9 protein-coding genes and 1 pseudogene are annotated in these 12424 nt (G+C 71.4%); 6 read left to right on the forward strand and 4 right to left on the reverse strand.

The genetic code is table 11. The features are described 5' to 3' along the window. The first annotated feature begins 105 nt into the window (after positions 1-105). Positions 106-846, forward strand: coding sequence for an SDR family oxidoreductase (locus tag EDD93_RS38100; protein WP_123531329.1), 741 nt, complete (start codon positions 106-108; stop codon positions 844-846). 252 nt (positions 847-1098) lie between these two features. On the opposite strand, the gene EDD93_RS38105 is transcribed toward EDD93_RS38100, so the two are convergent. Together EDD93_RS38105 and EDD93_RS38110 are read right to left on the reverse strand one after the other, a co-directional pair. Next, a complete protein-coding gene (locus EDD93_RS38105) occupies positions 1099-1977 on the reverse strand; it encodes a PP2C family protein-serine/threonine phosphatase (protein WP_123531330.1) in 879 nt (292 codons plus the stop codon). Between the two features lie 109 nt (positions 1978-2086). Continuing rightward, positions 2087-2929 carry an alpha/beta fold hydrolase gene (locus EDD93_RS38110; protein ID WP_123531332.1) on the reverse strand — a complete coding sequence of 281 codons (843 nt, stop codon included), beginning with the start codon at positions 2927-2929 and terminating at the stop codon, positions 2087-2089. 107 nt (positions 2930-3036) lie between these two features. Here EDD93_RS38110 and EDD93_RS38115 point away from each other — a divergent pair, with 107 nt between their 5' ends. The 4 genes from EDD93_RS38115 (at position 3037) to EDD93_RS38130 (ending at position 5380) form a co-directional block, all read left to right on the forward strand. Then, on the forward strand, positions 3037-3837 hold the full coding sequence (locus tag EDD93_RS38115) for a bifunctional 2-polyprenyl-6-hydroxyphenol methylase/3-demethylubiquinol 3-O-methyltransferase UbiG (RefSeq protein ID WP_123531334.1): 801 nt from the start codon (positions 3037-3039) through the stop codon (positions 3835-3837). A 434-nt stretch (positions 3838-4271) separates the two neighbouring features. Beyond that, on the forward strand, positions 4272-4430 hold the full coding sequence (locus EDD93_RS40895; RefSeq protein ID WP_398906620.1) for a hypothetical protein: 159 nt from the start codon (positions 4272-4274) through the stop codon (positions 4428-4430). A gap of 107 nt (positions 4431-4537) precedes the next feature. Continuing rightward, positions 4538-4816, forward strand: coding sequence for a hypothetical protein (locus tag EDD93_RS38125; RefSeq protein ID WP_123531336.1), 279 nt, complete (start codon positions 4538-4540; stop codon positions 4814-4816). Between the two features lie 9 nt (positions 4817-4825). Then, positions 4826-5380, forward strand: a complete 555-nt coding sequence (locus EDD93_RS38130) for a hypothetical protein (protein WP_123531338.1) — start codon at positions 4826-4828, stop codon at positions 5378-5380. A gap of 66 nt (positions 5381-5446) precedes the next feature. Here EDD93_RS38130 and EDD93_RS38135 read toward each other — a convergent pair whose 3' ends face one another. Beyond that, positions 5447-8188, reverse strand: coding sequence for an AAA family ATPase (locus EDD93_RS38135; protein ID WP_311318357.1), 2742 nt, complete (start codon positions 8186-8188; stop codon positions 5447-5449). Positions 8189-8572: 384 nt separating this feature from the next. On the opposite strand from EDD93_RS38135, the pseudogene EDD93_RS38140 reads away from it, so the two are divergent. Further along, positions 8573-9196, forward strand: a pseudogene (locus tag EDD93_RS38140) (sigma-70 family RNA polymerase sigma factor); the annotation flags it as partial. A 133-nt stretch (positions 9197-9329) separates the two neighbouring features. Here EDD93_RS38140 and EDD93_RS38145 read toward each other — a convergent pair. Then, positions 9330-12083, reverse strand: coding sequence for an AAA family ATPase (locus EDD93_RS38145; protein WP_311318358.1), 2754 nt, complete (start codon positions 12081-12083; stop codon positions 9330-9332). Positions 12084-12424 lie beyond the last annotated feature (341 nt).

Below are 12424 nucleotides of genomic sequence, written 5' to 3' on the forward strand. Positions count from 1 at the left end.
CCCATCTCCCGGGGCGGCCACCGGGGTACGGACCCCGGTGGCCGCCCTTCACCATCGTCGACAACAGCCGGCGGGGTCACGGCCCGCCTGACGGAGGAGATCACCATGAGAGTCGTCGTCGCAGGTGCCACGGGCCGGATCGGTTCCAAGGCCGTGGCCAGGCTCCGGGACCACGGGACGGAGGTCGTGCCCGTGTCCCGCGCGGACGGTGTGGACCTCGGCACCGGGCAGGGACTCGGCGAATCGTTGCGCGGTGCCACAGTGGTCGTGGACGTCACCGACGCCCCCTCCCGGGACGCCGACGTGGGACGGGAGTTCTTCGCCACCGCGACGGGCAACCTCCTCGCAGCCGCCACCTCGGCGGGCGTCGAGCACTACGTAGCGCTTTCGGTCGTCGGTGCCGATCGGGTCATGGAGGGGTACTTCGGGGCCAAGGCGGAGCAGGAGGCCCTGGCGGTCCGGTCGGCCGTGCCGTACTCCCTCGTACGCGCCACCCCGTTCTTCGAGTCGGTGGCGGCCACCGCCGAGGACGGCACCCGGCCGGACGGTGTGTTCGTGCCGCCCCTGACCGTGCGGCCGGTGTCGCCGGACGACGTCGCCGCCGCCGTCGCCCATGTCGCCGTCGGCGTACCGCTGTTCGGTGTGCTGGAGGTAGCCGGCCCCGAAGAGCGACGGCTCGACGACTTCGTCACCGAGCTGCTGGCCGCCGACGGCCGGACCGACCCGGTCGTCGCCGATCCCGGTGTCCCGTTCTTCGGCGCACCGCTACGGGAGCGGACGCTGCTCCCCGGCCCTGGCGCCCATCTGGGCCACCGCACGTTCGCCGAGTGGCTCAAGCAACGCTGACCCCGTCCGGGCGATCGTGCGCCACGCCGGTCCGGAACGGGCCTGCTGTCCAGTGCGCCGGGTACACGAGTTCGCCGCGGAGTCCGGGACACCACTGCCGGCTCCGGGGCGCGCGGCGACGGCTCGGGTGACCAGCTGTTCCTCCAAGGACACGCCTCCGCCGGCCGGGGGAGGACACCCGTCCCGTAGGCCGGTCCCGATTCCCTGCGGGGAGCCGGGACCGGCCGCACATGGGTACGCGGGTGGCGTGGCTCAGGCCCGTGGGGGCCGGTTCCAGCCAAGGTGGAGGACGGTCACGTCGTCCGCCAGACCGCCGAAGGGCTCGGTGAGCAGTGCCGCACCGCGCACCAAGGCGTCGACGAAGTTCTGGTAGGGCAGGTGCGCGTACCGGGTCGCCAGGCGCAGCAGCCCCTGCTCGCCGAGCCGCCCGGAGACAGTCCGGCCCTCGTAGAGGCCGTCGGTGAACAGCACCACACTGTCCCGGTACCCGAGAGCGAAGTCGCTCTGCGACCAGCCCCCATGACCGGGGAAGAGCCCCAGCGCGATGCCCCCGGCCGGCTCTACCCACCCGATCTCCCCTTTGCGCCGGTGCAGCAGACCCGGGTGGCCGGCGCTGACCATCCGCACGGACCGCCCATGGGCCGGGAACTCCAGACAGACGAGAGTGGCATACGTCTCCTCGTCCGGCCGCTCGGCCACCAGCACCTTTTCCAGCAGGTGCAGCCGTTCCAGCTGGGTCTGTCCGCACAGGACCGCGGCCCGCCAGGACAGGCGCAAGTGGACGGCGAGGGCGGCCTCTGCCGCGCCGTGGCCGGAGACGTCCCCCATGATGACGTGCACGGTGGAGTCCTCGGTCTGCGTCACGTCGTAGAAGTCGCCGCTCAGCAGGGTATGCGGGCGGCAGGGTGCGTAGTGGAAGGCGGTGGCGAAGCCGTCGTGCCGCGGACCGAGGCCGGGCAGCAGGCCGCGTTCGAGCAGAGCACTGTCCCACGCTCTCTCCTGCTGCGCCAACAGCAGCATCGCGAGGTCGCGGTAGAGCGGGGACGCGGCTCGTGGACGGGCGGCCGGTTCGGTGCCGCCTCGGCGCGGCTCGCCGTCCGGCACGTCCGACGGCCGGAAAGGACTGATCATGTGCGGGCTTTCGTCGGGCGGATGGTGGTGCGGGGCGCGGTGGGCGCACACGTACAAGACCGGCGCGGTACTGACGGCCGTCCCGGTCTCGTACGTGCGTGCGTGCGTGTCAGCGCACCGAGCGTGCGGCGTCCTCGATGACCTCGGTGACCTTCCCGGGGTGCGAGACGCTCACGGCGTGCGAGGAGCGGACCTCACTGGTGTGCGCGCCCGCCCGCACGGCCATGAACTCCTGAGCGGCGGGTGGGATGTTGAGGTCCCGGGTGGCGATCAGATCCCAGGAGGGGATGGTCTTCCAGGCCGGCTCGGCCGCGCCCTCGGCCAAGGCCGCCTCGGTGACCGGTCTCTGCGTGACGGCCATGAGGTCCGTCTTGTCACGGGGCACGTCCGCGGCGAACTGGTGGCGGAACGTGTCGTCGCGTATGTACAGGTCGGTGCCGCGCGAGCCGTCGGGGTTGGTGACCGGCACGGGCCGCAGCGCCTCGCCGAGCGTGGAGCCGGGGAACCTGCCCGACAGGCCGACCGCGCTCTCGCCCCGCTCGGGGAGGAAGGCAGCGAGGTAGACCAGCGCCTTGACGTCGCTGTCGCCGGTGGCGGCGTTACTGATGACGGAGCCGCCGTAGGAGTGGCCGGCCAGTACGACGGGCCCGTCGATGCCGGCCAGTACGTCCTTCAGGTAGGCGCTGTCACCACTGAGGGAGCGCAGCGGGTTGGCGACGGCGACCACCGGATAGCCGTCGTGCCGCAGCCTGTCGATCACACCGTTCCAGCTCGTGGCATCGGCGAACGCACCGTGAACGAGCACGATGGTGGGTTTGGTCCGCTGCGCAGGGGCGCCCTTGTCGGCGGCGGCCGGGACGACGGTGCCGGCCAGCAACGCCGCTACGGTACCGGCACCGGTCAGGACGGTGAGCGCCGCACGGGATCGGCGGGTGAGGATGGTTCGGTTCATGTCGGATGCCCTTTCTGGCCTGTTTCTCGCCTGTAAGACCGGCGGTACCTCCGGGGTGTGACAACACGCCCTGTCACAGGACCGGTCGGCGCTCTGTCTTGCTGAGCATGCACCTCGTCACCGTGATCGCACCGAACGTCCGTCCCCGGCCGGACCCCTACACCGTCACAGCGGAGTTCTACGACATCCTCCAGGCCGACGAGGACGAGACGCTGGTTCGACGGCTCTACGGCCCCGCGGTCGCGCGGGCCCGGCAGGGTGTGCTGGACATCGGAGCCGGGACAGGACGGGTGACGCTGATGAGCCTGGCGGAATCCGGGGCCGATGTGCACGCGGTCGAGCCCTCGCGTGCCATGCGCACCGTGCTGACGGCCCGCCTCGCCGCACTGCCCGCCGCGCGCGACCGGGCGACGCTGTATCCGCACCCGCTGGACGAGGCTGCCCTGTACGAGGTGGCGGACGTCGCCGTCTGCCACAACACGGTCGCCTGCCTCTCGCCTGCCGCGCGGCGCGCGCTCTGGCCGTCGATCGGCGCCGCCCTCTCCCCCGGCGGCTCCCTCCTCCTCCACCTGCCGCCCGCCCGGCTTCCCGCACGTGATGTCGTGCGGATCTTTCCCGAGCGGCGGATCGGCCGGCACGAGTACGGCGGGCGCATGGTGATGTCAGCCGTCGGGGGCCGCATCCGAGCCCGTGCCCACTACTGGGTCCGGGCGCAGGGCTGCATGCTGCAGGAACACACCGAGACCTTCTGGATGTGGCCCGCCTCGCGCTCCGCGCTCGTCCGGGATCTGGAACGCCACGGGTTCACCCCGTCGTCCGGACCCACCGACGCGGCTGTCCTCGCGATGACACTGCGGAGTGGCCTGACGGCCGGTGTCGGTGTCGGTGTCACGACCAGGGCCGGCTGACGGTCTGGTGCGTATCGGCGTCACACGGTTCAACCGGGCTGACCGGCCAGGACGGAGAACATCATCTCGCGTGCGGAAACGTTCGTGATCGTCGGGGGCGGTCTCGCCGCCGGCCGGACCGCGGAGGAAGTTCGCCGCACCGCGCAAGGAGCACGGGGCCGATCTGCGCCCCCTCGCCCGGATCGAGCGCCTCACCGGAACGTCAACGCCTGGCACCCTCGGCTCGGCCGGCAGCTGCGCGTCGGGCACTGGGCCAACGCGCTGCACCAGCCGCGGACCGTCGCCCCGGGCATGCTCGGCCGGAAGGAGGCGTACGAGCGGCTGGCGTACTTCTGCACCGATCAGTACGACCTCGGGATGGAGTACCCCGGTCACACGGAACGGGCGGCTACGACCGTGTCGTCTTCCGCGGCTCGCTCGACGAGCGGCGGTTCATCGCCTTCTGCATGTCCGGGAACCGCGTCCTGGCGGGAATGAGCGTCCATACGTGGGACGTCGTCGATGCGGTCCGCGCCCTCGTCGAGTCGGGGGCCGGGACGGACGACTCAGCCCTGCGCGGTCCCGGCGTCCCTCTGGTGAGTCTTGTGGTCTGAAGCCGGAACGCTGTCACAGTCCCTCCGGCTGCCCGGTCAACCCGGTAGTGCGCTCGGGTGCCGACTCCCGGGCGCCGACCACGACTCGGGCCGAAGAAGGACGTCTGATGACCCATGATCGCCACGAATCCTTCGACAGCGCCGCCTCCGCCGGTGTCTTGCTGGCAGCGGAGGCCGCCGTGCTGGAGGCGCGGGCGCAGGTGCTCCAGGATGCCATCGACACCCTCGACACGCGTATGCGGGAAGCCTCGGAGGAGTTGCGCCGGCTGCGGATGTCGCTTCCCCTACCGGGGTTGGACCGTGTGGGACGTCAGGACAGTGGCAGTCGTCGTGGTGAAGAGTATGCTTCCTTGCAGGATTTCCGAGAACAGGATGTCCGAGAATGAGAGGAAGACATGCCCCCGGCGACTCGCGCGGCGCACCACATCGAGACCACCGCTGAGAGCCTCCAGGAGTATCTGACCCGCCTGGAGATCCAGAAGGAAGCTCTGGAGAGGGAGCTGGCGGCGATCGTCGCCCACCTCGGTTCCGTACAGCGCGCGTTGAGCGCTCTCACGGATCTGATGACGGATTCGGCTGCCGTCGACGTGTTGACCGGTGCGAGCGAAGACGCCGACACCGATGCGGCCACGACCACCCCACGGGCCGACGCTACGCAGAAGAGCAGGCCGACGACGCGGGGGCGGTCGGGGAAACCGCAGGCGGCGAAGGAACCCGCTGTCCGTCCGCGGGCCGGGAAAGCGGGGAGCTACGGCAGGCTCACCGAACAGATCATGGACTACTTCGCCCGGGTCGCCGGCGACGACGTGCGCGCCCGTGATGTCGCGGCGGCGCTCGGACGCGACACGGACAGCGGCAGCGTCAACGCCGTCCGCAGCACCCTCGACCGGCTCGTCGGCGCGTCCCGCATCGAACGGACTGGTCGCGGCCTCTACCGCGCGAAGTCCTGACCGGTGACAGAGTCGCGGGAGAGTGGAACACAACGTTATGCATGTGATCGCCACCCCGCGAAGCTGTCAGGTGGTGTCGCTCATCGCTTCGCCGAGTTGGGTGCGTGAAGTGACCCCCAGCTTGGTGAACACCTTGCGCAGGTGCCATTCGACCGTGCGTGGGCTGATGAAGAGCTCGGCGCCGATCTCCGAGTTCGTCCAGGACTCGGCGGCCAGTCGGGCGATGTGGGCCTCCTGTGCGGTGAGGGCCTCGCGCGCGTCTTTCTCGCGGTTCCGCATGGACTCGCCGAGGGCGAGAAGTTCGCGACGCGCGCGCTCCGCGAATGCCTCGGCTCCGAAACCGTGCAGCATGTCGTAGGCCGTACGCAACTGTTCGCGCGCGTCAGCGCGCCGGTCCTCGCGGCTGAGCCACTCGCCGTACACCAGGTGGGTGCGGGCGAGATGAACGGTCACCCGGCTGCGCCCGAGGTGTCCGAGTGCCTCCCGGTACAGCCGGTCGGCGGTCCGGCCGTCGCTGAGCAGGGCCCGAGACCTGGCCAGGACGCCGAGGGCCCATTCCGTGCCGCTCGCGACGGCCCGCTCCTCCAGCCGGACCAGCGCCGCCGCGGCGGCCTCCGGGGATCCGCCGCGGACTCCGGCCTCGACGAGTTCCATGAGGGTGAACCCGATGACCGCCAAGTCGTCGTTCCGGCACCCCAGTTCGGCGCTGACGAGGGCTTCCTCGTACTGGCCGAGACCGTTGTGGAGTACCGCGAGCAGGTAGTGGGCCAGGCCGATCGCCCGGCCTTCACCCCGGGTGTTCACGTCCTGGATACCGCTCCGGATCAGCTCCGCCGCCCCGTCCTCGTTGCCGCGCCATACGGTGAGCAGCAGCGGGGCGTACCGCAGGGGCGAGTTGCCGGTCACCTCGGTGAGGTCGTCGGACTCGTTGATCAGCTCAGCGGCCCGGGCGAACTCTCCCGCGTGCACATGGACGGCCGCACGGTAGGAGAGGGCAAGCGGAAGGAAGTTGAGCGCGCCGCTCTCGCGGGCCGAGCGGACAGCCCGCGTGGTCAACGCGTGCCACGTCTCGTCGTCCCACAGTTCACCGGCCACGAGCCACGTCAACCACAGCCAGCGCAGGGTGTCCTCGTCATCGTGCTCGGCGGCCCGCCGGAAGGCCGACAGGGCCGCACGGAGCAGGTGACTGCCATCGACGTGGCTCTCGGTGAACCAGGCCGCCAGGCCGTCGAGCAGCAGGTCCGCCGGCCGGAGCGGCAGCGGACCGGGCGGTGCTGCGGCGGCGGCCTCGGCCACCTCGCGCACCCCGACGGGTCCTCCGAGGTGGCCGGCGAAGACCGCCGATCCGAGTGCTTCCAGGTACGTTTCCCGCGCTTGGTCCTCGGCGACGGTCTCCATGCGGGCTGCGGCGTCGAGCAGCATCGACAGCGCCTCGCCGCCGCGCCGGCGCGCGAAGGCGATCTGGGCGCGCAGCCGTGCCAGCCGCGCCTGCTGGGCCTTGTCCAACGGCAGTGTCTGCGCCGCGGTGAGGAGTTCGAGCGCCACCTCGTGGGCTCCGGCCTCGAAGGAGGCTTGTGCCGCCGCCGCGGCACGCGTTCCACGTCTGCCCGCGTCGGGCGTCAGTTCGCTCGCGCGTCTCAGGAACGCGGCCGCCGCCGCGACGCCGCCACGGGCCTGTGCTCGGTCGGCCGAGCGCTCCAGGTCCTCGGCCACGGCCTCGTCGGGTTCGACAGCCGCGTGGGCACGGTGCCAAGCGCGGCGGTCCGAGTCGACCCCGGGAGCCGTCGCCTCCGCTAGCGCGCGGTGCACGGTCCTGCGCTCCGCGGGCGGGGCCGCGCGATAGGCGGCTGAACGCACCAGTGGATGACGGAAGCGCACCCTCGCGCCGAACTCGATCAGCCCCGCCTCCTCTGCCGCCCCCTCCGCGTCCGCGCCTATCTCCAGCCGCTCCGCGGCCCGTCGCAGCAGGGGCACGTCCCCCACCGGTTCCGCGGCCGCCGTCAGGAGGAGGCGCTGAGCCCCGTACGGCAGTGCCTCGATTCGCCGTACGAAGCTGTGCTCGATCTGGCTCGTCAGCGGCCGCGCGTCCGGACGCCCGAACCCGCCGGCCAGGTCGGTGGTGGTCAGCCCCCGCGTCAGCTCCAGCAGGGCCAGGGGGTTGCCCCGGGTCTCGGCGACGATGCGCTCCCGGACGCGTTCGTCCAGCCGCCCAGGGACGACCGACTCCAGCAACTCCCGCGCGTCGTCGTCGCGCAACCCTGCGACCTCGACCTCCGACAGCGCGGCCCACGGGTCGTCGACAGCCCCGAAGGCCGGGTGACGCGCCGCGAAGACCAACGCCACGCTCTCCGCGAGGAATCGGCGGGCGACGAAGGCAAGGGCCTGCGCGGAGACCCGGTCGAGCCACTGCGCATCGTCCACCACGCACAGCAGCGGGCGTTCCTCGGCCGCCTCGGCCAGCAGGCTGAGTACGGCCAGCCCCACCAGGAACCGGTCCGGTGCACCGCCGTCGCGCAGACCGAACGCGGTGGCCAGGGCGACGTTCTGGGGGCCGGGGAGCCGGTCGATGTGGCCCAGCAGCGGCATGCACAGCTGGTGCAGCCCGGCGAAGGCGAGCTCCATCTCGGACTCGACACCCACGGCCCGGAGCACCTGGAAGCCCGGCGCGTTCTGTGACACGTATTCCACCAGGGCCGACTTGCCGACCCCGGGGTCACCTCGCAGGACCAGTACCCGGCTCTGGCCCCCACGGGCATCGGCGACCACGTGGTCCAGCACCTCGCACTCATGGCTTCTGCCCAGCAGCACGCGTTGAGGAGCGTTGCTCGACATCTACCACCGCGCAGGTCAGAGGGCCAGACCCGGGTCGGCTGGGTCACCCCATCATGCCCCACCACCCACAACCGGACCAGTCACCTCGCAGGTGGGACCACGGGGTGGACGTCCCGAACGACAACGCTTCGTATTCACCTCGTCACCAAGGGTCGCCCCCCGGGGGTACCTGCCCCGGGGGCCAGGGGGTGGACCAGGCGTCATCAGGGGCGCCGTGGAGGGGGCCGGCGGGCGAACCTGGAGGCCATGACACCGACGGATGTCGCGAATGAACGAAGCCCGTCCTCGCCTGTGCACCCGACGTCCCCCCATGACCGCGCCTCGCAGGCACCCACCCGCAAGATCGGAGACAACAGGCTCATGAATCCCGACCCGTCCCCGGGGGACGGCACTTTGGAGGAGGCCGTCTCCGTCTTCGTGGAGTTGCGGCCACGCCTTTTCGGTATCGCGTACCGCATGCTGGGCAGTCAGGCCGAAGCCGAGGACGTCGTCCAGGAGGTCTGGCTGCGCTGGCAGCGGACCGACCGGTCGGCGGTGGTGAGTCCCGCGGCGTTCCTGTCGAGCGCCACCACTCGCCTCGCCATCAACGTGACCCAGTCCGCCCGGGTCCGCCGCGAGACCTACATCGGGCCTTGGCTGCCCGAGCCCATCGACACCAGTCAGGACCCCGAGGCCGGCGCCCAGCGGGCCGAGGCGCTGGAACTCGCCCTGCTCCTCGTCCTGGAGAAGCTGGCTCCCACGGAGCGGGCCGCGTACGTCCTGCGGGAAGCCTTCGACTACGCGTACGCGGACATCGCCGAGATCCTGCACCTCAGCGTGGTCAACGTACGGAAGATCGTGAGCAGGGCGCGCAAACACCTTCTGTCGGAGCAGCGGGCGACCGTCGATGCCGGGGACCACCGGCGCCTGTTCAAGGCGTTCGTCACCGCGGCCCGGACGGGCGACATCACGTCGCTGGAAAAACTGTTCACTCCTCACACCGTCGTCCCGAAGCGCACGCTCAGGGGAGAGCGGTCGCCCGCCCCGCTGTGATGCCACGACCGCGGCGGTCGAGCGGCTCGACCGGGCCGGCGTGAAAATCACCTGTGCCTGTTCGCACCTCCTCCACGGCGCGTCGTCACAGCTGCCGTCGTGAGGTGACCCCGAGCTTGCCGAAGATCTTCCGCAGGTGCCACTCGACGGTGCGTGGGCTGACGAACAACCGCGTTCCGATCTCTGAGTTGGTCAGTCCTTCCTTCACCAGCCGGACGATCTGCCCCTCCTTGGGTGTCAGCTCGACCGCAGTGCTCTCGGCGACCCGTTGGACGGTCCCACCGGCGGCGCGCTGCGCGAAGCCGCACATGTCCATGGCTTCGAACTCTTCTCGCGCGACGCGCAGTTGCCGCAGAGCCTGGTCGTGGCGGCCCTGGTCACGCAGCCATTCTCCGTACACGAGGTGGGCGCGGGCCGACTCCCCGCGGACACGGGTGCGGCCGAGCGCCTCGATCGCCTCCAGGTAGTGCGCCTCGGCCTCCGCCTGCCCGGTCAGCAGCGCACGGGAACGGGCCTCGATGCCCTTGGCCCAGTCCGTGCCGCTCACCCGCGTCAGCTCGGTCAGCCGGTCCAGTGCGTCGGCCGCTTGTGCGGGGGTGCCGGCCCGGGCATGGGCCTCGATGTACTCGACAAGGGACCACACCGGGATGCCCATCTCCAGCTGGATGTACTCCCGGCTCGCCAGGTCGGCCGCCTCCGCCGCCTCCTGGTACCGTCCGAGGCCGTTGTAGAGCAGGGCCCGGGCCCACCTGCTGACCACCGGTCCCACACCCTCCCCACGGTGTTCCACGCCTTCGTCGGCCCGCCTGCTCAGGTCCAGGCACTCCCCCTCCCGGCCCCGCCAGGCGGCGACGAAGAGCGCGCCGTAGAGGGGTGCGGCCGTCCCCACCGCCTCCGCCACCGTCTGCACCTCCTCCGCAAGCGCCGCACCCTGCGTCAGCTCACCGTCGAGGACGTGCACCACGCAGCGCATGGTCAGGGCGAACGGCAGCGCGGTGGCCTGCCCGGCCTCCCGTGCCAGCCGGAGGTGGCGGCCGGCCAGTACGGACATCGTGTCGTGGTCCCAAAGACCCACGGCGGTCACGCAGATCAGCCACAGCCAGCGCAGCCCTTCCGCTGCGGAGAGGTCCGGCTCCCTGAAGGCACCGAGGGCCCGGCGCAGTTCCGGTACGGCGGCGGCATGACCGTCGAGGATACGGACCGCCAGGCTGTCGAGCAGCAGATCGGTCGGGCGCGGGGGCTGCGGTGCCGGGAGCCCGCGGGCCGCCCTGGCCGCTTCGTACTGCCCGTCGTCGTACGCCTGCGGTCCGGCGAAGATCGCCGCGTTCACGACCTCCAGGTACGTGTCGCGGGCCAGCGCGACATCATGGCCGGCAAGCCGGCGGGCGGCTTCCAGCAGGAGGCCGGGAGCCTCGCTGCCCCGGTTCGTGGTGAACGCGATCCGCGCCCGGACCAGGTCGACCTCGCCGCGCATGTGTTCGTCCACGAGGTCCGTCCCGGCCAGGGACAGCAGTTCCAGGGCGCGGTCGGGGGAGCCCGCCTCGTGGGTCGCGCGTGCGGCGGCCAGCGCGCGCTCCCGCCGTCGGCCGGGGTCGGGCGTGAGTTCGGCCGCGTGGGCCAGCAGCGCGGCGGCCGCCGCGGACCCGCCGCGTGTGTGGGCCCGCCCGGCGGAGCGTTCGAGTTCCGCTGCAATGGATTCGACGGGGCCGGTGGCGCCGTAGGCCGCGTGCCAGGCGCGCCGGTCGGGGTCGGCGGTCCGGTCCGTGACCTCGGCCAGCGTGCGGTGCATGCTCCGCCGTTCTTCGGGCGAGGCCGACCAGTAGACGGCGGAGCGCACCATGGGGTGAAAGAACCGGACCCGGTCCCCGACCGTGAGGAGCCCGGCGGCCACCGCGTCCGTGGCGACCTCGGGGTCGATCCGCAGCTCGCGCGCGGCGCGCCGGAGCAGTGCGGGTTCCCCCGTCGGGTCGACCGCAGCGGCAAGCAGGAACTCGCGGGTCGCCACCGGAAGTCCGGTGATCCTGTGGACATAGGTCTTCCGGATGCGTTCTCTGACGGGCCGCATGCTCGGAAGTCCGAAGCCACCGGTCAGTGCCGCCGGAGTCGATGCCTTCGACAGTTCCAGCAGTGCGAGCGGATTGCCTTGCGACTCGGCAAGGACGCGTCTGAGGACGCTCTCGTCCCACGGTCCCGGCAGTACGGACCGCAGCAGGGCGTCGGCCTCACGCTCGGGCAGACCCTTGATCAGCAGTTCCGGTAGACCTGCCGGTTCCGGAACGCCCGGCGTCTCTTCGTCCGATGTCCGAGTCGCGAAGATGACGGTCACGGACTCCGCCTGCAGGCGCCGCGCCGTGAACGCCAACGCCTGCATGGACGCGCGGTCCAGCCACTGGGCGTCGTCCACGACGCAGAGGAGGGGGCGGTCGCGGGCCACCTCCGACAGCAGCCCGAGGACGCCGAGGGCGACGAGGAAGGCGTCGGGGGCCCGGTCCGAGCCCATCCCCAGAGCGCCGCCGACGGCATCGCGCTGCACTGCGGGAAGCCGATCGAGACGGTCCGTCATGGAGGCGCACAACTGGTACAGGCCCGCGTAAGGCAGCTCCATCTCCGACTGCACACCGGCGACGCGGGCGACCTGGAACCCCTCGGCCCTGGTCGTCACGTACTCCAACAGCCTGCTCTTTCCCACCCCTGGCTCACCCCGCAGCACCAGCACCCGGCTGTCACCACCGCGCACAGCATCGAGCAGGCCGTCCAGCAGGTCGCACTCGCGGTTGCGTCCCAGGACCGGCACGTGCTCGGAGGGGAACCCTTCCATCCGCTGAGACAGGTTGAACACCCATCCACCTCCGTCGTGAACCAAGTCGTTCTCCGATGACGCATACACCGGCCTCCTTGTATCGTGCCACCGTCTCCGAGATCGACGGGGCAGCTGACGGCACACCGAGTGGTAGTGGGAGCCCCGCGCGGCGGCAAGCGGCATCCGCCGAAGAAGGGACGGTGGAGCCAGATCCGGAATGGCCACCCGTCGGCGCACGTACTCCGGCCCACCCTGGACGCTGAGCGGCACAGAGTGGTGACGGAGGCGTCGAAGAGGCGCACGTCGCAGCACCGGCCGTCGTCCGCGCCGACACCGGCGACGACCGCATCACCGTGACCAGAGGCGCGGCCGTAGTTCTG

Source organism: Streptomyces sp. 840.1 (assembly GCF_003751445.1).
GTDB lineage: Bacteria > Actinomycetota > Actinomycetes > Streptomycetales > Streptomycetaceae > Streptomyces.

Coding starts and splice junctions, on each gene's coding strand:
- EDD93_RS38100 (WP_123531329.1), top strand. CDS start 106: ATGAGAGTCGTCGTCGCAGGTGCCACGGGCCGGATCGGTTCCAAGGCC.
- EDD93_RS38105 (WP_123531330.1), bottom strand. CDS start 1,977: ATGATCAGTCCTTTCCGGCCGTCGGACGTGCCGGACGGCGAGCCGCGC.
- EDD93_RS38110 (WP_123531332.1), bottom strand. CDS start 2,929: ATGAACCGAACCATCCTCACCCGCCGATCCCGTGCGGCGCTCACCGTC.
- EDD93_RS38115 (WP_123531334.1), top strand. CDS start 3,037: ATGCACCTCGTCACCGTGATCGCACCGAACGTCCGTCCCCGGCCGGAC.
- EDD93_RS38125 (WP_123531336.1), top strand. CDS start 4,538: ATGACCCATGATCGCCACGAATCCTTCGACAGCGCCGCCTCCGCCGGT.
- EDD93_RS38130 (WP_123531338.1), top strand. CDS start 4,826: ATGCCCCCGGCGACTCGCGCGGCGCACCACATCGAGACCACCGCTGAG.